Consider the following 23208-nt stretch of genomic DNA (forward strand, 5'->3'; position numbering starts at 1 on the left):
AATAGTGCATAAAAAAACAGGCTTTGTCGAAAAATAATTAGTAAAAAACTTTTGTGAAAATGTATATATTTACTTGATTTTGATCAGAATGATTGCTGAGGTGATGATCAAATGAGAGATGAAGAAAAAAACAAATCTTCAAAAACAGAAGAAAGCAAGTCTTTTAATGTACAACGATTTTTACGCAAGCGTTGGGCTTTACCAGCAGTTTATCTAGGGGCTGCAGCTATTGTGTTAAGTGCATTCTTTGTAATGCAAGGTCAACAGGATGAAGGTGCATTACCGCCAGATGAAATGGGAGTAGAGCAAGAGACAAACGAACTTGTAGGCTATGACCAAGAAGCAATTCCTGTAACGAATCAAAATGAAGTTGTAAAAATGCCAGTAGTCGATGAAAATGAAGTTGAAGTTGTTGGATATTTCTATGATTATGAAGCGTCTCCAGAAGAACAGCAAGCTGCTCTTGTATATTACAATAATACTTATTACCAAAATAAAGGAATCGACCTAGCTAAAGAGAGCGGTGAAAGTTTTGATGTTACTGCAGCATTAAGTGGTACAGTTGTTAAAGCAGAAAAAGATTCACTATTAGGTTACATCGTTCAAATTAATCATGATAATGGCGTTGTTACTCACTATCAAAGTTTAGAGTCTATTGAGGTAGAAGAGGGAGCAACAGTTAAGCAAGGTGACCTATTAGGGCAAGCTGGACGTAATCTGTATAACAGTGATGCAGGGGTACATTTACACTTTGCTATTCGTCATAACGGTGATGCTATTAATCCATTAGACTTCGTGAATCAATCAATTGAAACAATTGTAGAAGCTGGCCATAGTGTTGAAGAAAATGCTGTCAATGCGGAAGAAGATGAAGAAGTAGCCGAAGACGAAGATAAAGAAAAAGAAGATGAAGTAGACGAAGTAGAAGAGCAAGATAACGACGATAATTAATGCAAAAATGAGGTTGACTCAAGGTAACTAGTTTCTAAAAGAAATTAGGATAAGCCTGGGTCAACTTTTTTTTATTTTGCGAAATACATATAAATAGGATAAAAAAATTTAGTAGGGACTAAAAGGGAAAAACGCTTATATCCCAAGGGAAATGAGCTAGTTTTCACGAGTTGTTAAAAAAATAATTTATAAAATTTCAAAAAAAGTGTTGACTAACTATCTGAAAATTTGGAATAATGTGTGTTATAACATAGCATTATAGCCGAAACAGGCAGTAACAGATTAAGAAAAATAAATTAGAATTTTATGGAATACTATCGAGTGACGCTTAGTATAAATAAATAGGGCATGTATCACAGGGGCAGGTAATAGAACTAGAAGAATATCTACCCTATTTAATTTAGTCAAAATGATAGCGTTTTCAAAAGGCTGAGTCTGTAGTCAGTCTTTAGTCGGTTACTATGTTTAAGGGGGAAAGTTAAATGATTTATGTCTTTTTACTCATAACGGTGCTCAGCTTAGTAATTACTTTTTGGAAAAAGAAACCGATTGCTCTAACCGCTCCGTTTGTCCTAATGGGTGTTTATATGATAGTTCAAATCGCAATGGTGCCTTTACCATTTTTTGAAACAGTAAAATTTATTTTTAGTTTAAGGTGATAAAGATGGCAAATGGAAAAGTAATTTCACAAGTCTATGAAACTGAACAGGTATGTAGCAAGTGTGATAGTGAAGATATTATCGTGATGAAAAAGTGGAGGTACTTCTTCTTACTTTCAACATTGCCGATGATAGTAGCAATTGTCGCTAGTATCTGGGTTCATCCAATCTTTTTAACAATGCTAGTTATTATCTACTTTATTAATAATCGAGCTGCAAACAAGAAGACACCAATGACAGTATGCCGAACGTGCAAACAAGTTTCCTTTGGTAAGAAAGAGTGATGTGAAACGATTTGATAGGTAAGCAATCTGTACTAAAACCTATCAAAATGAAAGCGATTACATTTTTATTAAATAGAGGGGGGATAAATTCGTAAGTTTGTAAGGTTTTTAAATAATTAGGAGGTGAAAGACATGAAGAAAATCGATAAGTCAGTTGCAGACGCGTATTTCAAAGCGCGTACAACACTCGTCATTATTTGTCTAATTATTGGAGCTTCAACTTCTTTTGGGGTAGTAGCATTTGCTGAAGCATTCTCAACATTTACTATTATGGGTATGCCAGCTCATTACTATATGGGTGCTCAAGGAGCGGTATTATCATTTGTTATTCTACTATTTGCTAATGCAGTTATTAGTGACAAGATTGATAAGAAATATGGTATCGATGAGTCTATTAATGAAAGCACAAGTGCAGGTAAAGCACTAGACCACTAAAATCAAAGTAAGGACTTACATTATGAAGAATTTAACAGGGAAAAAGGGCTCACATTGATGGTTCAAACGTGAGCCTAAGAAAAACATTGCGAATTTATTTTACTATATTCAATTGAGAAAAGACAGAATGTATACATTTAAGGGGGGAATATTGTGGATCAACAATCTTTGGTTTCCATTATAATGATTTTGGCAACATTTGGACTTTATATCGGTATTTCTGTATATAACCGAGCAAAAGCAACGTCTGATTTCTACGTAGCAAGCCGTGGGGTACCGCCATTTTGGAACGGTATGGCCATCGGTGGTGACTGGATGAGTGCCGCTTCCTTTATCGGTATGGCCGGTACGGTAATGATTCTTGGTTATGATGGTCTTGCTTATATCATGGGTTGGACTGGTGGTTACTTACTATTAACATTCTTATTAGCTCCACAGTTACGTAAGTATGGACGTTACACAGTGCCAGAATTCATTGGAGATAAATTCGACAGTAATGCTGCTCGTTTAATTGCTGCGATTGCAACAATTATTATCTCGTTCGTATACATTATTGGTCAGCTTTCAGGTTCTGGGGTTGTTATCGGACGTATCTTAAGTATTGATTCAATGTACGGTACAATGATTGGGGTAGTTATCATTGCCATCTATGCAACTCTTGGTGGTATGAAGGGGATTACTTGGACTCAGGTAGCTCAGTACATCATCCTTATCATTGCATACATTATTCCAATTGTTGTTATGTCACTACAAGTTACAGGAAACCCATTACCTTGGTTAACGTATGGTAATGTAATTACACAATTAGGTGAACTTGATAAAGAGTTAGGTATTACGGAAATTCTACAACCATTTGCTGCAAGTGATAAATCTCAATTTATTGCATTAATGTTCACGCTTATGGTTGGTACGGCAGCACTTCCACACGTAATCGTACGTTTCTTTACAGTATCAACAATGAAAGCAGCTCGTTGGAGTGGTGCTTGGGCGCTAGTATTTATCGCTTTACTATACTTATCAGCACCTGCATATGCAGCGTTCTCTCGTTTCATTCTTATGACTCAAGTTGCTGGTAACCCGATTGATAGTCTTCCTGCATGGACGCAAAGCTGGGTTGACACAGGTCGCTTACAAGTAGCTGACCAAAATGGAGATGGAATCCTTCAGTGGACAGAAATCGTTATCAGTAATGATATCGTTGTAATGGCAACACCGGAAATTGCAAACCTTGGGATGTTCGTTATCGGTTTAGTTGCAGCTGGTGCAATGGCAGCGGCACTTTCTACAGCCGGTGGTTTATTAATCACAATTTCATCTTCATTCGCACATGATATTTACTATCGTTTAGTAAATCCACAAGCGAGCGACAAGAAGCGTTTAGCAGCTGGTCGTTGGGCAATCGTTCTTGCTACAGTAGTAGCTGGTATTACAGCTCTTGACCCACCTGGGGTTATTACGCAAATCGTTGCTTGGGCATTCGCATTAGCGGGTGGTACGTTCTTCCCAGTATTACTTTTAGGAGTATGGTGGAAGCGTATGAACAAGCAAGGGGCAATCGCAGGGATGTTAGTAGGTTTAAGTTCTGCATTACTTTACATCTTACTTGCACGTCAAGGCATTACGATTGCAGGAATTCAAGATACTGGAGCTGGTATAATCGCTGTACCACTTAACTTCATTGCTTGTATCGTAGTAGCAAGTTTGACAGCAGCTCCAACGCAAAAACAAATGGAAGAAACAGAAGACTTGAAATATCCAGAGCAAATGACGTACAAAGATGGCGAAGTTTGGATGGATGAAGGTAAATAAAAACATTATAAATGATGTACAAAGGACTTCTGCTTACCCTTTTGGGTGGCAGAAGCCTTTGTTATATCGTGAGAAGGTTTATAAACTATGTACTTAAAAAATACATAATTATTATCTAGTGGAAAATTATACCTTATGATAAATTAGAAGAGCGAATGGCAAATTCCAAATTTCAAATTGCGAATTAAGAGATGAATTAAACAATCTTTAAAGGTTTTAATTTGCAATTCTAAATTCGCAATTCTAAATTAGAATTAATAGATGGCGAGGTATGTATGGATGAGATACCAAGAAAATCAGGAATTATACGAGGAAATTAAACAACACCCTTTATTCAAAGGAGTTACTGAACAACAATTTGAACAACTGATGGAAAAATGCACCCTTAAGGCCTACGGGAAAGGCGATAAAGTACTCTATTCGAAAACTCCGAGAGAAGGATTACTACTAATTTTAACTGGGATGGCTGAGGTTTTTGTAGATAGTGAAGAGGCACATCTTTCAAAGGAAGTACTAGAAGTATTAGAGACAGGAGATATGATCGGATTTTCTTCTTTAGCTCATTTTCTAGGGGAGCCGGATGATCATGTCAGAAAGTATACAGTAGAAGTTCGCGCAGTAGAAGATTCAGTTTGTTTACAAATTCCTTACTCTGTACTAGAAGCCAGGTGGGATGAAGAAGAAGTACGTGATTATGTGTTACGTCAAGTATCTATACGATTACGAGATATATACGCTTCACTTGCTGAACAAGTACAACTAGCAAGTGAATTCGGTGAAAGTGAACCATTTATTCGTAGAATTCAAGATTTGATGAATGAACCGATTCTATCTAGTAAAAAGACAGAACAAATCCAAGAAGTCGCTCAAAAAATGGTCAACCACTCTACTAGCTCAATAATAGTCATAGATGAGAATGAAAAAATTGTAGGGATTATTACTGAAAATGATTTAGTAGAAAGAGTAATTTTAAATCCTAACAGTGCAAGGTTAACTGCAGAGGATGTCATGACGCCAGATCCATACACAATCACTAGGGATGCTTACTACTATGAGGCCATGTCTAGCTTTTTAATGAATGGTGTTAAGCATTTACCAGTTGTTGAAAATGGAATTGCAATTGGTATGGTTACCCACTCTGATTTATTACGTAAGAAGAACCGTGGCACAATGGAAATTTTACAAAAAATAGAGGAATCGACACTCGATAATTTACCTTCTGTGAAAAAAGCGATATATGATGTGTTATCAAACTTAATAAATGATGGAATACCGACAATTCATACATTAGAAATTATTACGAAGCTATATGACCGTTTAGTGAGGCATTGTGTCGAGCTCGCTGTCGCGACATTAAAAGAGCAAGGAAAAGGAGAGCCACCTGTGAAATATGGTTGGTTCCAAATGGGTAGTGGAGGAAGAGGAGAGCAGTTTCTATTAACAGATCAGGATCATTTTCTAGTTTATGAGAATCCACAAGAGGAGCAAGCAGAAGAAGTGAAGGCGTACTTTGATGCCCTGGGGAAAGAGATAGTTCATCATCTCCACACAGCAGGGTATAAGCTTTGTGACGGAAAAATGATGGCAAGTGAAGAACAATGGCAGGGCTCTCTGGACCGCTGGCGTGACCGTTTACGTGGCTGGGGATTAAGGGCAACAAATGATAACGTCTTACTAGGCCATAACTTCCTGTCTTATCGTTTCTTATACGGTGACGATACCCTTCATGACCATTTTGTAAAAATGATAAAAGAGCAGCTTGGGAAATCACGTATATTCCTATACCGGATGGCAGAACAAGAGAAGACGAGTCAGGTTCCTAATTTAGATCATCCGATTCGCGCGCTCTTTAGATTAAAAAGAGATTCAATTGATATTAAGAAGCATGCTCTATTCCCACTTCATCATTGTTTGCAAATTTTAACTGCTCACCATGGTGTGGTAGAAGGAACTCCTTTGCAACGTATAGATGCATTACTGAAAATAAATGTCTTTGCAGAGGATTTTGCTGATGAGCTTCGTTTTGCTTATGAAGTCGTTCTAAAGCTACGGGTTGACCAGTCGTGGAATCGTTATAAGCGAGGAGAAAAGAATTCAAGTGAAATTAAATTCACTCATCTTCGTTCACGAGACAAAGAAGAATTAATGATCGTCTTAAAAACAATCCGCTCACTACAAAACCAAACATTAGGGGCATTTGGGATGATGTAGGTAGTATATGAGGTAAATGTTCCAAAAGGTTGTTTTTAAACCTTTTGGGGCGCTACTTTTGAGATAGCTTCTTCTAAAATAAATTTTTCAAGTTTACTAAACTGCTAGTTGGTAAATAGTAGTTTAACCAATTTTTAGAAAATTCTAACTAAAGTACTGACAAATGACCTTAACTAGTATAGAATGGGAATTATTAGGTCTGTTTTATAACAATAGTAGTGAAGGTTATTTGATTTAGACAAAAATGTAAACGTTCTCATTTAAAACTTATTGAACGCTCGATTGTGAGAATAGTTACGAACAAGGGGAGAGTTTTATGATGATGTTCTGGAAAAAGAAGCAATTGCATTATCAGCTTGATCATCAACCGCCGTTAGACACTCGACTCCGTGATTTATCTTTTACCGTATTTGATACAGAAACAACTGGATTTGCTGTTGGAGCAAAAGACCGAATGATTGAGATAGGAGCCGTACATGTGGAAGGGCTACGTGTAACGGACCATACGTTTCAAACCTATGTAAATCCACACAGGGAGATCCCTGATAATATAACGAAGCTAACAGGTATTCACCAGCATCAAGTAGATGATGCACCATCTTCACTAGAAGCGATCGAAAACTTTTTTCAGTTTATTGAGGACTCACAAAGTGCTGGGTGGGTAGGTCATTATTTAAGTTTTGATGTAATGGTGCTAAAGAAGGAATTACAGCGAGAAAAATATACGTTTGAACAACCACTCTATATCGATACGCTAGATTTAATAGGCTATTTAAACCCGTCTTGGGATATGAGAGATTTAGAGAATTACGCCCGCACATTTGGAACAGGAATCTTCCAACGCCACAGCGCCTTAGGTGATGCACTAACAACGGCGCATCTCTATGTAGAGTTACTAAGATTAATAGAAGATAGAGGAAAGAAAACTCTAGCAGATCTAATCCAAGTAACCGACATCAACAACAAAAACCGCGTCCTGCAATTTTAATATACTAACAAATCGCATTGTCAAAGACAGTGCGATTTTTTGCTGTACCTCAAAAAATAGATTTTTTAATGGCTAATTGTGAATGAGTAATGGTTAATTAAAGAAATAGTAATAAGTACATCACAAAATCAACAACCTAAATCCCTAACACCCTGGCACAGCCAGATAGAAAAAACATTACCCATTAACCACTAACAATTAATAATTATTTCCCTTCTCTCTCTCTCGAACTTCAATTAATAATTCATAACCAATAACTCATAATTTTCAGAAAAATCCCCCTTGTCCCTTTATCTAAAAGGCTTTCTGTTGAAAAACCTGGTATATATACCCTTCCTCCTTAATAAAATGTTACAAATCACCAAGTTAGATTAGGAGGCGAGTGGTGTGCACGATTACATCAAAGAACGTACAATCAAGATTGGCAGGTACATCGTGGAGACAAAAAAGACGGTGCGAACAATTGCAAAGGAGTTTGGGGTATCAAAGAGTACCGTCCATAAGGATCTAACCGAACGACTGCCGGAAATCAACCAGGAACTTGCCAATGAAGTAAAAGGAATTCTCGAATATCATAAGTCGATTAGGCATTTGCGTGGTGGAGAAGCGACGAAGGTGAAATACAAGAGGAGCACGGACCAAGAAGGTGACATGGTAATCAAAAACTAATTCATAATCTTGAGGAAAATCAATCCCTGTATTTAACAAAATATGATAAAATGAATCATTAGGATATAGTATACTAACGAGCTGATTATAGATCGAGAAGAAGACAGGGAGGATAAGCAAAATGTTTGGTAGGGATATAGGGATTGATTTAGGGACAGCAAACGTCCTCATTTATGTGAAGGGAAGTGGAATCGTCCTAGATGAGCCTTCAGTTGTAGCGATAGATACAGGTAATCAGAGAGTGTTGGCTGTTGGAGAGGAAGCTTTTCGCATGGTTGGGCGAACACCGGGAAATATCGTTGCTCTTAGACCGATGAAGGATGGAGTTATTGCAAACTTCGAGATGACAGAATCGATGCTAAAACATTTCCTAGGAAAGATTAATGTGAAAAGCTTTTTAGCGAAGCCGCGTATCCTCATATGCTGCCCAACAAACATTACGTCTGTTGAACAAAAGGCAATAAGAGAAGCGGCAGAGAAAAGTGGCGGAAAGAATGTTTATCTTGAAGAGGAACCGAAAGTAGCTGCTATTGGTGCAGGAATGGATATATTTCAGCCGAGCGGTAACATGGTAGTAGACATAGGCGGTGGAACAACAGATGTTGCTGTTCTTTCAATGGGTGATATCGTCACCGCCTCTTCAATTAAAGTAGCTGGTGATAAATTTGACCAAGAGATTCTTAACTACATAAAAAAGGAATACAAGTTACTTATTGGAGAGCGCACAGCTGAAAACATTAAGATCCAAGTAGCAACGGTGTTTCCAGGTGCTCGAGAAGAAGAAATTGACATCCGTGGACGTGATATGGTAAGTGGACTTCCACGTACAATTACCGTATACTCAAAAGAGATTCAAAAAGCGTTAGAAGAGCCTGTTTCTTACATTGTACAAGCCTCTAAATCAGTTTTAGAACGTACGCCACCAGAGCTTTCTGCCGACATTATTGACAGAGGAGTTATCTTAACAGGTGGAGGCGCACTCCTACACGGAATCGACCTCCTACTAGCCGAAGAACTCAAAGTCCCTGTCTTCATAGCAGAAGAACCAATGCACTGCGTAGCCAAAGGAACAGGAATCATCCTAGAAAACTTAGATAGAATGTCGAGTAAGAAAATACGTATTTAATTATAAATTCTGAGTTATGAGTTATGAATTAAAAGCACTTGAACCTACAATTCATAATCAAGCACTTATAATTCATAATTGTCTTTAAAAGTAAAAGGAAAATAAGGATTTAAATAATTATAAATTCTGAGTTATGAATTAAAAGCACTTGAACCTATAATTCATAATTAAGCACTCATAATTCATAATTGCACTAAAAAGGGGGTTTACCGATGCTTCGTGGTTTATACGGCTCTGCTGCTGGGATGATTGCTCAGCAACAGCGACAAGAAATGTTGTCTAATAACATAGCCAATGCTAATACTCCTGGATATAAAGCGGATCAAGCGTCATTACGGACGTTTCCAAATATGCTAATTCAATCGATGGGTACATCAAACTTCCCACCAAACCGTTCTCAAGTCATTGGGGACATAAGTACGGGTGTATACTTACAAGAACGAATGCCGAACTTCCGTCAAGGAGATATAAATGAAACAGGTAACAATACGGATATTGCACTTTTGCAAGGAGCAATGCCATTAAATGAAGATGGTCGCCCAGGTGCACTATTTTTTGCTGTTGAAAATCAAGACGGAGATATTCGTTATACGAGAAACGGCAACTTTGCTGTAGATGGACAAGGCTTCTTAGTAACCGGTGATGGCTTCTATGTCCAAAATGCAGCTGGTGAGCGAATTGAAGTAGGGAATGAGAACTTCCGTGTAACACAGGAAGGAACGATTCTAGCCGAAAATGGAGCCAACCTAGGTCAACTAGAAGTTGCATTTGCTGCTGATCCAATGCAACTTGTAAAAGAAGGTAGCGGACTACTCCGACTTGAAGCAGAAGGCATTGACGTACTGCCGACTGCATTCGGTAACGGTGATGTGACGTTTCAGCTAAACCAAGGCTTTATTGAACGTTCAAATGTAGATGCTGCACAAACAATGACGGAGATGATGAATGCCTTCCGTTCATTTGAAGCAAATCAAAAAGTATTGCAAGCATACGACCGTAGCTTAGAAAAGGCAGTTAATGAGGTTGGTCGAATTGGATAGAAAGGTGTTAAGTTAACATGAACACACAAATGCTAATGTCGTCTGTTACCATGGGTCAACTGCAAAAGAAACTAGATACAATTTCTCATAACCTAGCAAATGTTAATACGCAAGGATATAAACGTCGTGAAGCTACATTTTCAGATCTTCTTTTTCAACAAGTAAATAATCAGTCTTCTGACCGTTATGAAGAGGGACGTTTAACTCCAAATGGAATACGTGTTGGTTCTGGTGCGAAGATAGGACAGACTGCACTTCGGATTGAACAAGGCTCCTTGCAAAGCACGGACCGACCTTTAGATGTGGCAATCACTCAAAAGGGTCACTTCTTCCAAATTGGGGTTAATGTTGACGGTGCACTTGAAACCCGTTACACAAGGGACGGAGCTTTTTATTTTTCACCTGTCCCGGGAAATGAAGCACTTCTAAACTTAGTTACACAAGATGGAGACTATGTTTTAGGTCAAGGTGGTCCAATTACGATTCCTGCTAATCATTCAGAGATTCAAATTAGCAATCGAGGAACGATCACTGCTCGCTTTGAAGATGGGACAACAGAACAAGTCGGTCAGCTTGAGCTTGTAAATGTAGAAAGACCACAAATGTTAGTTCAAATGGGTCAAAATAACTTTGGGTTACCTGGTAACCTAGCAGAGCTTGGATATGTAGCTGCAGATATTCTCGGAGTTATTCCTAATGGTCAGGTTTCCGTTGAACAAAACATGTTAGAAATGTCCAATGTCAATTTACAAAAAGAAATGAATGACCTGATGCTTGCACAACGCTCTTATCAATTTAATTCAAGATCAATAAGCATGGCGGACCAAATGATGGGACTAGTAAATGGTATTCGTGGATAAGGGGAGGTAGGATAGATTATCCTAGTAACTACCTCTTTTATATAGTATACGAGTATGAAAAAAAGGAACAAATGAGGAGAAACTATGAGTACTGAAGAAAAGCAGTCGCGACTGAGCAAAAGAGAAGAGGAAAGAGAAAAGCAAAAGGAAAAGAAGCGAAGTAGAGGACGAAAGAGAGAACGTATTCGTCTCATTCCTATTTGGGTTCGTTTAATCATTGTTGCTGTTCTTGTGTTCCTCAGTCTAATAGCTGGTGTAATGTTCGGTTACGGCATTGTCGGGGATGGTACTCCTACAGACGCTCTAAAAGCAGAAACATGGCAGCATATTTTTAACATCCTTAGCGGCGTAGAAAAATAAAGCAAAGGATGTTTTTCCTATACATATGAAAAATTTATTGGAGGTCATACTATGTCTATGTTAACAATTGAAGAAATAAAAAAAATCATTCCTCATCGTTACCCATTCTTATTAATTGACCGTATTGAGGAAGTAGAAGAAGGAAAGCGCGCAGTTGGTCTGAAAAACGTATCAGCCAACGAAGAATACTTCAATGGACACTTTCCTGATTATCCTGTTATGCCAGGCGTTCTCATTGTTGAAGCATTAGCACAGGTTGGCGCAGTAGCAATCCTTAAAAAAGAAGAAAACCAAGGAAAGTTAGCTTTCTTCGCTGGAATTGACAACTGCCGTTTTAAGGAGCAAGTAAAACCAGGAGATCAACTTCGTTTAGAAGTAGAAATTGTTCGCCTGAAAGGTCCAATCGGAAAAGGTAAAGGTATTGCAACAGTTAACGGGAAAACTGTTTGTGAGACAGAGTTAATGTTTGCGGTGAAGTAAAAATTAAATGTTAAAAGTGTTAATAGTCGCCTTACTTAAATGAGTATAGGCGGCTATTTCTTTTTATTACAAGTTTTAAAAATAAAAGAGGAATTTGTCACTTTTTATAGAATATTTAGTAATTAGATATTTAAAAATAGCTTTGTTTCAAAATAAAATGATTAATTTCACTAAAAGATTCAACTAATTTAGACTAACTAGTTATCAAAAAGCTTGTAAGATATTTATAATAGAAGAAACAGATATTTTTTAGAGGGAAGGGGGAAGGCAGCACCCCAATTTAGGCTCATCGAGGGAATGCCACAGCATATGAAAACATTATTTGAAAAATTCACTAGTGATAGTGAGAATGTATGGAAATTATTTACCTTTATGAAGGATGGCTTGATTATTACAGACTACCATCAACGAATTGTTGCCATAAACCCAGCATTTGAAAAGATTACAGGTTATAAATACAAAGAGGTTTATATGCAAAACCCTAAAGTCTTGCAATCTGGTAAAACAGAGCCCAAGACATTCCATTCTATGTGGGAATCATTGAGTAATGAAGGAACATGGACTGGCGAAATTATTAATAAACGGAAGACCGGCGAAGAATTTTGGTCGTATATTACAATCACTTATATAAAGAAAAAACGAAAAGAAGATTGCTATTACATCGGGATTATGAGAGATATCACAGAGCAAAAGCAGAACGAAAAGAAAATATCACATTTAGCCTATCATGATACGTTAACTCAGTTACCAAATAGAGCACTGTTTGTAAAAAAATTACGACAATCATTAAAAGAGGCAAGTGAGAGTAATAAAAAACTGGCTCTACTCTTTTTAGATTTGGACCGTTTTAAAAACGTTAATGATTCACTGGGCCATCAGGCTGGTGACCAGTTATTACTTGAAGTCTCGCGAAGGCTACAGCAAGTAATTGGCGACCGAGGAATTGTGAGTCGATTTGGTGGGGATGAGTTTACGATATTACTTCATCCAATTGAATCTGAAGATGAAGTCCATAAGTGTATTAATAACATATTCCATTCGTTAGATTTACCGATAGAGGTAGTCGGAGAATCAATTTATATTACATTAAGTATAGGAGCGAGCTTTTACCCTGAGCACGGTAGTGATATTCATACGCTTTTAAAAAATGCCGACAGTGCGATGTATCGAACGAAGGATGAGGGTCGAAATAATTTTCAATTTTACGACCATGATATGAATGAAGGCTCGTTGGAAAAATTTTATTTAGAGCATGAACTCCATCGTGCGATTGAGAATAATGAATTCGAAGTTCACTATCAGCTCCAAGTCGATGTACAAACGGGAATGCCATATGGTGTAGAGGGGTTAATTCGTTGGAACCATCCTAAAAAGGGCCTTATCTCACCAGCACAGTTTCTACCTTTGGCTGAAGACACAGGCCTAATTGTTCAGATGGACCACTGGGTGATGAAAACAGCTTTTGCTCAAACGAAAAAGTGGCATGAGAAGGGTCATAGCGACTTAATGATTTCTGTTAATATTTCTAAACAGCAATTTGAAAGCTACCACTTCATTGATAAGGTGAAGCAAACAATTCTCGAAACTAGAATTGACCCTCATCTTGTTTGTCTTGAAATCACTGAAAATATGGCAATTAATAATGTTGAGCAAGCAGTGAATAAATTAACTGAATTAAAAGAAATGGGTATTCATGTGTCACTTGATGACTTTGGAACGGGATATTCATCATTAAGTCAGTTGAAAAACTTCCCAATTGATACGTTGAAGATCGATCAATCATTTGTTCGAACACAAAGCGGTGGGGGTAAAAATGATGCGATTGTAAAACTAATAATCGCGATGGCAAAAAGCCTCAATTTTACCGTTACATGTGAAGGTGTAGAAACAGAAGAGCAACTAATTCTTATCCGTAATGAGGGCTGTCACCATGCTCAAGGGTTCCTTTTTAGTAAACCGCTTACACACGAAAAATGTGAAGCGATGATGGGACAAATGAAGGAAGTAATTGAAGAAGAGTAATCAACTCAAACTATGGGATACTCTCTTTAAATATGTAAAAATGTCAAATGAATACCAAAAAATCCCGAAAACTATAGACCCCCGGAATCTGATTTGCTAAGATAACTTCAGATTAACGAAGAAGTTAATCCTACATACAAACCATTAGGGGGTTTATAATTATGAAAAAATTCTTATTATCAATAGCTTCAGGTGCATTAGCATTAAGCGTATTAGCAGCATGTGGAGAGACACCAGCAGAAGAAGAAGCACCAGTAGATGAAGATACAAATATCGAAGAGCCAGCAGGAGAGGAAGCACCAATCGACGAAGAGCCGGCTGAGGAAGAAGAGCTAGAGCTTGAGATTGAAGAAGCTGAAGAGCCAGCAGAAGATATTGAAGAAGATGAGGAAGACGAAGCGTAAGGGTAATCCCTTGTTATAAAATCATACACATACATTGAAACAGCCTTGCCATAATGGTGAGGTTGTTTTTGTCTTCTAGTTAGATTAAAAAATCTCTTGAGATGTATCCCACTTCGTTATATATATAGTGCGACAACAAGTACAATTAAGTGAAAAACTTGGTCTGCTATAATCCCAAGCCAAAATGATTCTTTTCCCTTTGCTTGCATTATTGTAGATACCCACCATTGGACAAAAGTTCTTCGGTCTAAAAACACATGTGATAGAAAAATGAATAAGATCGCCCAAATTGATAATCCACCAAAACCAATATAAGCTACTACTGACACAATCAATGTGTATACAAATGAGTGTGTAATGAGTGCTCCCCAATGTTTGGCTTTGTTCATTGCCATCCAACTAGTTTGAAATAAATAATCACCAATAAGGTGAGCAATAAATAAAAATGCAAAAGGAGACATGAGTTCTCTTCCCTTCTATAATCAGGTATTATGTCATTTCTCTCTGCTATTTCCACAGCTAGGATTAAATATGTATCTATTTCATAGTTAGTACCAAATACTTCCGTTAAATATAATTCTACCATGATTTTCTCTAGCTTTCTATAGAAGGCAGTAACCACTTACGTAAACATTAGTAAAATCATATCTTCTTCCAAACTTTATAAAATGGTATGATAATAAAAATACGATAATAAGAAAAATTTGTTAATAGTCTGTAAAATTATAATAAAATATAATTGGTGGTCAATACTTTTGTATTAAAACCTCGTAAATAAGATTAAAAGGAGAATCTATATGCATAATGAACATGATTTAGATATTGATAAGTCCTATTACAAGAGAGATTTAACATCAGAAGAATTGCTCTCTGTCATTTTTGACTATGCTTCCAAGATAGCTAATGAAAAGGTTCTGGATCGACTTCTTTTATTAATGGCTGATATGGGAAGAGATCTTGTAGTATCTGACCGTTGTACACTCTGGCTGTTAGACAATCAACGTCAAGAATTGTGGACGAAGGTTGCGCATAACATTGATGACATCCGAGTTCCATGTACTGCAGGATTAGTCGGGCATGCTGTACAAACAGGTGAACCTATTTATATTGATGATGCATATGAAGATGACCGATTTAATCAAGATGTAGATAAGCAAACAGGTTATCGCACAAAAGCTATCCTAGTCATTCCTATTCGTAACAATGAAGGTAAAGTGATCGGTGCTTATCAGGCTATTAACAAAATGACAGAAGGAGAAAAGTTCACTGAAAAAGACCAGAAACACCTAACTTTAGCAGCATCATATACGGGTAAATCATTAGAATCGGCGCTTTTAAACAAAGAAATAGAAGATACGCAAAGAGAAATCATTTTTACAATGGGTGAAATCGGTGAAAGTCGCTCAAGAGAAACAGGCAACCATGTCAAGCGTGTAGCAGAATACTCCCAGTTACTCGCCTTAAAGTACGGACTTTCTGAAAAAGAGGCAGAATTAATCAAAATGGCTTCACCGATGCATGATATAGGAAAGGTAGCAATCCCAGATTCAATCTTGAAAAAACCTGGTAAGCTAACAGACGAAGAATTTAATGAGATGAAGATGCATTCGTCAATTGGCTACAATCTTTTAAAAGGGTCAAAAAGGGAACTTCTGCAAACCGCTGCCATTATTGCATACGAACATCACGAAAAATGGAATGGTCGAGGTTATCCTAACGGAAAGAGAGAGGATGAAATTCACCTATATGGTCGAATTACTGCAATTGCAGATGTGTTTGACGCCCTTGCCAGTAACCGAGTGTATAAAAAAGCCTGGGAGCTAGACCGAATCCTCAATCTGTTTAAAGAAGAAAAAGGTCAACATTTTGATCCCACTTTAACTGAATTATTTATCGAAAGCTTTCATGAGTTTGTCCAAATAAAAAACAAGTATGAAGATGTCTGAAAAATAGTTAAAAGAACACTAGTCTGATTGGTAACAAATAGATAAAATGAAAGAATAATAAAAAAATTGATAATTAATTTACTAAAAGATTCCCAGATGTAAGGAGGGCTACTAGATATGAAGCAAACTAGCTTGAGAAAAACAGTATTGACGACGACAATGGCGACTGGCGTTCTATTCACATCTCCATTAGTAATTGATGCAGCGTTAGGAGACCAAACACTAAAGAGTGGGATGAATCACACAGACGTGAAGGAACTTCAAGATTTATTGAAGGAAAAGGGATACTTTGATTACCATACATCTACAGGGTATTACGGGACAATAACAGAAGAAGCTGTTAAGCAATTTCAAAGGGATAATGGTATCCAATCAACAGGAGTCGCTGGCAAACAAACACTAACAGCTCTATTACAAGTAAGTTCTGCGAATAATGGAGAAACAACAAAACCAACACAACGAAAGGTATTAACATTAGGTGCTCAAGGGGATGAAGTTAAGAAGCTCCAGCAATTGTTAAAGGAGCAGGGACATTTTAATCACAAAGTTACAGGGTACTTTGGAAGAGTTACCGCAGCTGCGGTAAAAGAGTTTCAATTAAAGAATGAATTAACAGTTGATGGAATCGTAGGAGAACAAACGAAATCAGCACTTACACTTCAGCCGATGGCGATTGCCACTTCAACGAGAATCTATCAACCGTCATCACAAGTATCTAGTACAAGCTCTACTTCAGAGATCCTCCGTATTGGTGCAAAGGGAGAGCAAGTCATTCACTTGCAAAAGCTTTTAAAGGATGCAGGATTTTTTAACAGAGAGATTACAGGGAACTTTGGAGAGGTAACTGAGCAAGTGGTTAAAGAATTCCAAAGACAAAATGGATTAGCTATTGATGGAATTGTGGGCCCAAAAACGATAGGAGCACTAAACCAATCAGCAAGTATAAATACACCTCAGACTACTACAGGAGAAACGAGCCAAGAAGTCAAGTCTACTTCTATTTTAAAACATGGTGACCGCAGTCAAGCGGTAGCTAGCCTCCAAACTCAGCTTCAGTCATTAGGCTACTTTTCACAAGAGCCAACAGGCTACTTTGGTACGGTCACAGAGACAGCTGTACGAAAATTTCAACAGGATCAATTGTTAAAGAACACAGGACAGGTTGATTCAGAAACAAAAGCAAGGCTACTAGAGCAAGTAGCAATAATAAACATGGGACAAGCTTCAACTACGAAGTCAAGTATAATCAACATAGTTGCAGATGCAGCGGAATTAGTAGGAGTACCTTATCAATGGGGCGGGACAACCCCGGACGGATTTGACTGCAGTGGTTTCCTTACATATGTCTTTAAGAAAAATGGAGTCACGCTTCCAAGGACTGTAGCTGCTATGTATCAAGTAGGAGAAAAAACAAATGAGCCACAAGTAGGGGATCTACTATTCTTTGAAACATATACAGAAGGGCCCTCTCATGCAGGAATCTATATTGGAAATCAACAATTTGTCCATAGTGGTACATCAACTGGAGTAACGGTGAGTAGCTTACATACACCCTACTGGAGTGAACGTTACCTTGGGGCTAAACGATATAAGTAATATATGCAAGGGGGATCAATAGATGATTGATTCTCTTTTTTAATGCAGGAATTACATAAAAATATTCATGAAAATAAGACAATATAACCATCTAATCGACAACCTTTCATGGTACAATTTTTCTGTATGAAAACAAGTCAAGTAAGGTGCACTATCTAATAAAAGTAGATTGAAAGAGTATAAGGAGTGATACTATGCGGAGAGTTGTTTTGCTCCTACTTGCGGTCGTATTAGTAACGTCTCAGTTCATTTATCAAGGAGAGGAAGGAACAGCACAGGCTAATACGCAGTTTCCAGACTTAGGAACGTCCGGTCGAGTTGAGGTAAAAACCTTAGTTGATCAAAGTATTATAACAGGATTCCCTGATGGTAGTTTCAGGCCGAACACGCATGTGACAAGAGCCCAAGCAGTCACAATGATTGCAAGAGCTTTACAACTAGACGAGGGTATGGAGGATGAGTCTTCTGTTTTTCGTGATGTACCTGCAAACCACTTTGCTATAAATTACATAAACCTAGCTGTGGAAAAAGGCATTGTTAGTGGATTTGAGGATGGAACCTTTCGTCCAGAGCAACCAGTCACAAGGGGACAAATGGCGATTTTCCTTGCAAGGGCTTTTCAGCTAACGGAAACGAGTAACCAAACTTATTCAGATGTTCATTCGTGGACACTTGGGGCAGCTGAAATCAATCGTATTACCGGAGCTCGTATATCTGCTGGCTATCCAGATGGAACGTTTCGTCCAAATCAAGCAACTACAAGATTAGAGTTCTCGCTCTTTCTCGCTAGAACGATTGAACCAGCATTTCGTCTGTCGGTTCAACAGATCACAGACCAAAAAGGAGCAACATTACACCGAGCGACTGTAGTTAATGCTCCAAATGGCTTAAATGTCCGTCCGACACCATCAACAAACAACACACCATTAGGTCGTATCTCTAATGGAACGGTAGTTGAGTACACCACTACAACGAATGGTTGGGTCGAAATTAACTATGGCGGACAGATTGGATATGTCTCCTTGCAATTCCTATCATTAGTAGGTAGTGGGGAATCAGAAGTTCAAAAAGGTTCATTAGAGGGAGTGACTATTGTAATTGACCCTGGTCACGGGGGGAGAGACCCAGGAGCAACAGCTTATGGAGTGAGTGAGAAAAATGTGGTATTAGCTGTTGGCCTTAAGCTAGAGAAGAAGCTCAAAGATGCTGGAGTCAATGTCATCATGACCCGTAAGACAGATACATTTCTTGAGCTTTCAGAACGAGTGGCGATTGCAAGACAACACAATGCAGATTCCTTTATTAGCATTCATGCCAATGCTGCAGGAAGTGAAGCCGCACATGGAACAGAAACATACTGGAATCGTACGGCATCAGACAAGGAAAGCAAAGAATTAGCAGAGAAGATTCAAAAACATTTAATTGCTACTTTAAAAACAAGAGACCGAGGTGTGAAGGAAGGAAACTTCCATGTTATCCGTGAGACAAGAATGCCAAGTGTACTAGTCGAACTTGGGTTCATTACAAATCGAAGTGAAGCGCAACGGATGAGTACAAATACGTTCCATGAAGAAGCAGCAGAAGCGATCTACAAAGGGATTGTTGAATTCTATCAATAAATACCAAAAAAAGATAAGGCTATTCCAAAAGGTTTCCTCTTTTGGAATAGCCTTTTTTGATAACAAAACTGATATGTATATAACAATTTTTCCCTATATTCAAGCGCATAAGCTTAGTTTATGCTAATCTATAAGAGTGAATCTATTAAAAGTAGAGGTGTCTCATCATATGAAGCAACGAATTATTGCACCAATGATTTTACTAGCTTTTCTTTTTGCTTTCATAGGAACGGTTACAGCGATTACAGCTGAAAGTAGATACATTGTCATCTACCAAGAAGAAATCAATGAACAGCTAGTTGAGAAATACCAAGGAACAATAGAAGAACGCTTGGACAGTATATCAGCTTTAGTCATCACACTACCAACTGAAAAGGTAGAAATGCTATCTCAGTATCCTGAAATTGAATCAATAGAAGAAGATGGACAGGTTCAGGTGCAGCAGCAGCGAATTGAATGGGGAGTCAGTAAAGTCAATGCCCCTAAAGTATGGGAAAATAACCTCACTGGAAAAGGGGTTAAAGTAGCTATCATCGATACCGGAATTGCCACTCATAGTGATTTAGAAGTGAAGAAGGGAGTCTCTGTAGTTTCTTATACGAGCTCCTATGAAGATGATAATGGACATGGAACACATGTAGCTGGTGTTATTGGTGCTAGAGACAATGGAAGAGGAATTGTTGGAGTAGCACCAGAAGCAAATCTATACGCCGTAAAAGCACTAGATGCTGATGGCAACGGCTATCACTCAGCTATTATTAAAGGGATTGAATGGTCACTAGAAAATAATGTAGATATTATCAACTTAAGTATGGGAAGTATGGACCATTCCACTTCATTAGAAAGAGCATTGAAAAATGCCTACGATCAAGGTGTATTAATTGTTGGTGCAGCTGGTAACAGTGGGAATCCAACTGGAAGAGGAACAACGATTGAATTTCCGGCTTCTTATAGTGCTGTAATCGCAGTAGCGGCTACTGATGAAAATGATAGAAGAGCGCACTTTTCAGCAACAGGAAATGCCGTAGAAATAGCAGCACCAGGTGTACGTATTCGAAGCACATACTTAAATAACGGCTATGAGTTAATAAGTGGAACGTCAATGGCAGCACCTCACGTAGCGGGTCACCTTGCTCTTTTAATGGAAGCAAGGCCTCACTACACACATGAAGAAATACGTGTACTTCTACACGAGCAAACGGTCGATTTGGGAGAACAAGGAAAAGACCCATGGTTTGGACATGGGAGAATCTCAATGCCATCAACACTTCAGTTAGAAAAGCCAGAACCACTTGCTCCAAAGGGAGTAGAGGGTCAAGTTGTTGCAGTTGATGAACAAAAAGGACTTATCCGTTTAACATGGAAGTCCGTCGACAATCCATTAATAAAAGGCTATCGCATCTATAGAAATGGGAAGAGAATCAAGGAGTTGACTTCTCAAGAAATTTTCTATTCAGAATACGTAGATGAAGGAATTCATCAATATGAAATCACGGCCTTTGATAGTTTTGGAGATGAATCAAGAAAAAGTGAGCCAGTCGTTCTGGAACTTGTCCTTCAAGAGAAGGAACTAGAAGCTCCGATTGAAAATAACAAACCAGAGCCATCAATAGAGCCATCACCTCAAGAGGAAGAACCAAGCATTCGACTCAACTTCAATGATGTAAGTAACACCGATTGGTTCTATCAATCAATTACGTACCTTGCACAAAAAGGTATTATCGAAGGCTATCAAGACAAAACTGCAAGACCAAATGACAGAATCAAACGTGCTGATGTAGCCATCATGCTGGGGCGAGCGTTAGATCTACCGGCAACTGAATATAATCAGGCATTTAGCGATGTACGATCAACACACTATGCTGCAAATTACATCCAAGCAGCGTTCAATCGTGGACTAATAGGTGGATATGACGGGGGCTTATATAAACCAGAACAACAAATTACGAGAGGAGAAGTAGCAGCAATTTTAACACGAGCCTATAATGTCTCAGGCACAAATCAATTAACCTTCTCTGATGTTCATTCAAATTACTTTGCCTATCATGCAGTCAACAGAGTAGCAGCTGCTAACATTGCAAGAGGGTATCCAGACGGAACATTCGGCCCACATCGTTCAGTAACAAGAGGAGAATTTGCAACATTCCTAGCGAGAGTACTTGCACCAGATTTAATCAATTAAGAACAAAGTCGCTTTTTTAGAATCATTATTCGAAAAGGTTGCATGATTTAAAAAGTCAAGGACAAGGAGACTTCTTTCCATTTGACACGCAGTCTGCTTGAATTCAATTACTATCAAACGAAATAATATCTTCCATAAGAAAGAAACCCTCCTTGCACTTCAAAGCAAGGAGGGTTTCTTTCTATCTATATTTAATTCAAGGCTGAATGCAATATCTTTGCAAATTGTGCTCGTGTAACATCCTCGGAAGGACGGTATGTATTGTCTGGAAAACCGCTAATCACTCCGCTAGATACTAAACCATTAACTTCTTCATAAGCCCAATGAGAAGGATCTATATCTGTGAATGTTATACTCGTAGATTCATTTTGTAGCTCGAAGGCTGTTGCAATAAGGTAAGCAACTTCTTCACGAGTAAGTGCTTGAGAAGGTTTAAATGAGTCTGTCACTAAACCACCGAAATACCCTGCGTCAGTTACAGCTTTAATGGAACCAGCTGCCCAATGGTCATTTGAAATATCATTTAAAAGCGATGTATAGTCATCTGTTTCTAAACCAAGTGAGGTAGCTAACATAACAGCAGCTTGTGCTCGTGTTACAAGTTCATTAGGTTTAAAAAGTTGTTGCTCAAATCCATTAATAATACCTCTTGTACTTAACTCTCTGATTTCTGCAACAGCCCAATGGTCTCTCGCTACATCATGAAATTGTCCAACCGGTAATGTTGCAAGGATGTGATGTGTTTTTTCTTCCTCGACTGCTTGTCCCTTTTCTTCTTCTAACACTCGTTTGGCTCCTAAATACCGCGGTCCCCAATAGTGAGGATCATTAATAGAAGAAATTGTGATTCCTCTTGATGAAGAAGCATGAATAAATTGGTTATCTCCAACATATATTCCTGAGTGGGATGGACCTGGTTTATAGGTTTCAAAGAAAACCAAATCCCCAGGAGTAAGTTCTGACTTCTTTACAGCCATACCTGTATTATATTGTTCAGTGGCTGTACGTGGCAATGTAATCCCTGCTTGTTTAAATGTATATAGGATAAAACCAGAACAATCGAAGCCGTTAGGTGTTGTACCTCCAAACCGATATGGAACTCCAATATGTTTCTTAGCGTTTGCAACAATGGTATCAGTTGTACTTGCATATGTAGTTTGAAGATTTGATAGTATGGAAACTATCATAGTAAACACTAAAACTATAGTTAATTTCTTTCGACTCACAAAAACCCTCCTAAGAAATAAGAATATAATCTATGACTATCAATATTTCGACATTATTATGTAACACAAGATACAGTCTACCATACATAAACTAGATTAATATTACAGTCATGTAACAAAAAAATAATAAATGATTTACATAAGTAACGTTTATTTTTATAATAAGGAAGTAACTAAAAGGCTAGAAGGTATATACAGTAAAAGTAAAAAAAATGTAGAAAAATGCTTTGACAATTACTTTCAATATAGTAGAATGATGATAATATGTCTCATGTTAATTGCCACAAGACTAGTATTTTAATTGGAAATGTGAACAATTTAGTAAATGCCTGGTAATTGCC

21 protein-coding genes are annotated in these 23208 nt (G+C 37.9%); 19 read left to right on the forward strand and 2 right to left on the reverse strand.

All coding sequences use genetic code 11. The annotated features are described in order from the left end of the window. The first annotated feature begins 111 nt into the window (after positions 1-111). From CD003_RS20255 to CD003_RS20320, 15 genes are all read left to right on the forward strand, one after another. Positions 112-951: a M23 family metallopeptidase gene (locus tag CD003_RS20255; protein ID WP_096203072.1), complete on the forward strand. Its 840-nt coding sequence runs from the start codon at positions 112-114 to the stop codon at positions 949-951. A 482-nt stretch (positions 952-1433) separates the two neighbouring features. Next, a complete protein-coding gene (locus CD003_RS22045) occupies positions 1434-1610 on the forward strand; it encodes a hypothetical protein (RefSeq protein WP_179295645.1) in 177 nt (58 codons plus the stop codon). A 5-nt stretch (positions 1611-1615) separates the two neighbouring features. Further along, positions 1616-1894 carry a hypothetical protein gene (locus CD003_RS20260; RefSeq protein ID WP_096203073.1) on the forward strand — a complete coding sequence of 93 codons (279 nt, stop codon included), beginning with the start codon at positions 1616-1618 and terminating at the stop codon, positions 1892-1894. A 132-nt stretch (positions 1895-2026) separates the two neighbouring features. Continuing rightward, entirely contained in the window at positions 2027-2329 is a 303-nt protein-coding gene (locus CD003_RS20265) for a DUF4212 domain-containing protein (protein ID WP_096203074.1), read from the forward strand. A gap of 153 nt (positions 2330-2482) precedes the next feature. After that, a complete protein-coding gene (locus CD003_RS20270) occupies positions 2483-4138 on the forward strand; it encodes a sodium:solute symporter family protein (RefSeq protein WP_096203075.1) in 1656 nt (551 codons plus the stop codon). A gap of 279 nt (positions 4139-4417) precedes the next feature. Next, complete coding sequence (locus CD003_RS20275) at positions 4418-6349, forward strand: DUF294 nucleotidyltransferase-like domain-containing protein (RefSeq protein WP_096203076.1); 1932 nt, start codon at positions 4418-4420, stop codon at positions 6347-6349. A gap of 322 nt (positions 6350-6671) precedes the next feature. Then, a complete protein-coding gene (locus CD003_RS20280) occupies positions 6672-7337 on the forward strand; it encodes a 3'-5' exonuclease (RefSeq protein ID WP_373558591.1) in 666 nt (221 codons plus the stop codon). Between the two features lie 387 nt (positions 7338-7724). After that, positions 7725-8006, forward strand: coding sequence for a sporulation transcriptional regulator SpoIIID (gene spoIIID / locus CD003_RS20285; RefSeq protein ID WP_096203078.1), 282 nt, complete (start codon positions 7725-7727; stop codon positions 8004-8006). Between the two features lie 121 nt (positions 8007-8127). Next, the gene (locus tag CD003_RS20290) at positions 8128-9132 is read left to right on the forward strand and encodes a rod shape-determining protein (RefSeq protein ID WP_096203079.1); all 1005 of its coding nucleotides are present in this window, start codon (positions 8128-8130) and stop codon (positions 9130-9132) included. Between the two features lie 212 nt (positions 9133-9344). Beyond that, on the forward strand, positions 9345-10172 hold the full coding sequence (locus tag CD003_RS20295; protein ID WP_096203080.1) for a flagellar hook-basal body protein: 828 nt from the start codon (positions 9345-9347) through the stop codon (positions 10170-10172). 17 nt (positions 10173-10189) lie between these two features. Then, a complete protein-coding gene (locus CD003_RS20300; protein ID WP_096203081.1) occupies positions 10190-11032 on the forward strand; it encodes a flagellar hook-basal body protein in 843 nt (280 codons plus the stop codon). Positions 11033-11116: 84 nt separating this feature from the next. Beyond that, a complete protein-coding gene (locus CD003_RS20305; RefSeq protein WP_096203082.1) occupies positions 11117-11392 on the forward strand; it encodes a DNA-directed RNA polymerase subunit beta in 276 nt (91 codons plus the stop codon). A gap of 57 nt (positions 11393-11449) precedes the next feature. Continuing rightward, positions 11450-11872 (forward strand): 3-hydroxyacyl-ACP dehydratase FabZ, encoded by a 423-nt coding sequence (fabZ, locus tag CD003_RS20310; RefSeq protein WP_096203130.1) that lies wholly within the window; start codon positions 11450-11452, stop codon positions 11870-11872. 309 nt (positions 11873-12181) lie between these two features. After that, positions 12182-13894: an EAL domain-containing protein gene (locus CD003_RS20315; protein ID WP_179295646.1), complete on the forward strand. Its 1713-nt coding sequence runs from the start codon at positions 12182-12184 to the stop codon at positions 13892-13894. A gap of 161 nt (positions 13895-14055) precedes the next feature. Continuing rightward, positions 14056-14298, forward strand: coding sequence for a DNA primase (locus CD003_RS20320; protein WP_096203084.1), 243 nt, complete (start codon positions 14056-14058; stop codon positions 14296-14298). 116 nt (positions 14299-14414) lie between these two features. On the opposite strand, the gene CD003_RS20325 is transcribed toward CD003_RS20320, so the two are convergent. Further along, positions 14415-14759, reverse strand: a complete 345-nt coding sequence (locus CD003_RS20325) for a DUF3307 domain-containing protein (RefSeq protein WP_096203085.1) — start codon at positions 14757-14759, stop codon at positions 14415-14417. A gap of 336 nt (positions 14760-15095) precedes the next feature. Between CD003_RS20325 and CD003_RS20330 the strand changes: the two genes are divergently transcribed. The 4 genes from CD003_RS20330 to CD003_RS20345 all read left to right on the forward strand — a co-directional run bounded on the left by CD003_RS20330 (position 15096) and on the right by CD003_RS20345 (position 21641). Further along, positions 15096-16244: an HD domain-containing phosphohydrolase gene (locus tag CD003_RS20330; protein WP_096203086.1), complete on the forward strand. Its 1149-nt coding sequence runs from the start codon at positions 15096-15098 to the stop codon at positions 16242-16244. Between the two features lie 117 nt (positions 16245-16361). Then, on the forward strand, positions 16362-17840 hold the full coding sequence (locus tag CD003_RS20335; RefSeq protein WP_096203087.1) for a C40 family peptidase: 1479 nt from the start codon (positions 16362-16364) through the stop codon (positions 17838-17840). A 194-nt stretch (positions 17841-18034) separates the two neighbouring features. Next, positions 18035-19459, forward strand: a complete 1425-nt coding sequence (locus CD003_RS20340; RefSeq protein WP_096203088.1) for an N-acetylmuramoyl-L-alanine amidase — start codon at positions 18035-18037, stop codon at positions 19457-19459. A 169-nt stretch (positions 19460-19628) separates the two neighbouring features. Continuing rightward, positions 19629-21641 (forward strand): S8 family peptidase, encoded by a 2013-nt coding sequence (locus CD003_RS20345; RefSeq protein WP_096203089.1) that lies wholly within the window; start codon positions 19629-19631, stop codon positions 21639-21641. 191 nt (positions 21642-21832) lie between these two features. On the opposite strand, the gene CD003_RS20350 is transcribed toward CD003_RS20345, so the two are convergent. Beyond that, positions 21833-22867 (reverse strand): C40 family peptidase, encoded by a 1035-nt coding sequence (locus CD003_RS20350; protein ID WP_096203090.1) that lies wholly within the window; start codon positions 22865-22867, stop codon positions 21833-21835. Positions 22868-23208 lie beyond the last annotated feature (341 nt).

Origin of the sequence: Bacillus sp. FJAT-45350 (genome assembly GCF_002335805.1) — a bacterium.
Taxonomy (GTDB): Bacteria; Bacillota; Bacilli; order Bacillales; family NISU01; genus FJAT-45350.

Bases quoted from the DNA above. Each gene is read 5' to 3' on its own strand.
- CD003_RS20255 (WP_096203072.1), top strand. From the start codon at position 112: ATGAGAGATGAAGAAAAAAACAAATCTTCAAAAACAGAAGAAAGCAAG.
- CD003_RS22045 (WP_179295645.1), top strand. From the start codon at position 1,434: ATGATTTATGTCTTTTTACTCATAACGGTGCTCAGCTTAGTAATTACT.
- CD003_RS20260 (WP_096203073.1), top strand. From the start codon at position 1,616: ATGGCAAATGGAAAAGTAATTTCACAAGTCTATGAAACTGAACAGGTA.
- CD003_RS20265 (WP_096203074.1), top strand. From the start codon at position 2,027: ATGAAGAAAATCGATAAGTCAGTTGCAGACGCGTATTTCAAAGCGCGT.
- CD003_RS20275 (WP_096203076.1), top strand. From the start codon at position 4,418: ATGAGATACCAAGAAAATCAGGAATTATACGAGGAAATTAAACAACAC.
- CD003_RS20280 (WP_373558591.1), top strand. From the start codon at position 6,672: ATGTTCTGGAAAAAGAAGCAATTGCATTATCAGCTTGATCATCAACCG.
- CD003_RS20290 (WP_096203079.1), top strand. From the start codon at position 8,128: ATGTTTGGTAGGGATATAGGGATTGATTTAGGGACAGCAAACGTCCTC.
- CD003_RS20295 (WP_096203080.1), top strand. From the start codon at position 9,345: ATGCTTCGTGGTTTATACGGCTCTGCTGCTGGGATGATTGCTCAGCAA.
- CD003_RS20300 (WP_096203081.1), top strand. From the start codon at position 10,190: ATGAACACACAAATGCTAATGTCGTCTGTTACCATGGGTCAACTGCAA.
- CD003_RS20305 (WP_096203082.1), top strand. From the start codon at position 11,117: ATGAGTACTGAAGAAAAGCAGTCGCGACTGAGCAAAAGAGAAGAGGAA.
- fabZ (WP_096203130.1), top strand. From the start codon at position 11,450: ATGTTAACAATTGAAGAAATAAAAAAAATCATTCCTCATCGTTACCCA.
- CD003_RS20315 (WP_179295646.1), top strand. From the start codon at position 12,182: ATGAAAACATTATTTGAAAAATTCACTAGTGATAGTGAGAATGTATGG.
- CD003_RS20320 (WP_096203084.1), top strand. From the start codon at position 14,056: ATGAAAAAATTCTTATTATCAATAGCTTCAGGTGCATTAGCATTAAGC.
- CD003_RS20325 (WP_096203085.1), bottom strand. From the start codon at position 14,759: ATGTCTCCTTTTGCATTTTTATTTATTGCTCACCTTATTGGTGATTAT.
- CD003_RS20330 (WP_096203086.1), top strand. From the start codon at position 15,096: ATGCATAATGAACATGATTTAGATATTGATAAGTCCTATTACAAGAGA.
- CD003_RS20335 (WP_096203087.1), top strand. From the start codon at position 16,362: ATGAAGCAAACTAGCTTGAGAAAAACAGTATTGACGACGACAATGGCG.
- CD003_RS20340 (WP_096203088.1), top strand. From the start codon at position 18,035: ATGCGGAGAGTTGTTTTGCTCCTACTTGCGGTCGTATTAGTAACGTCT.
- CD003_RS20345 (WP_096203089.1), top strand. From the start codon at position 19,629: ATGAAGCAACGAATTATTGCACCAATGATTTTACTAGCTTTTCTTTTT.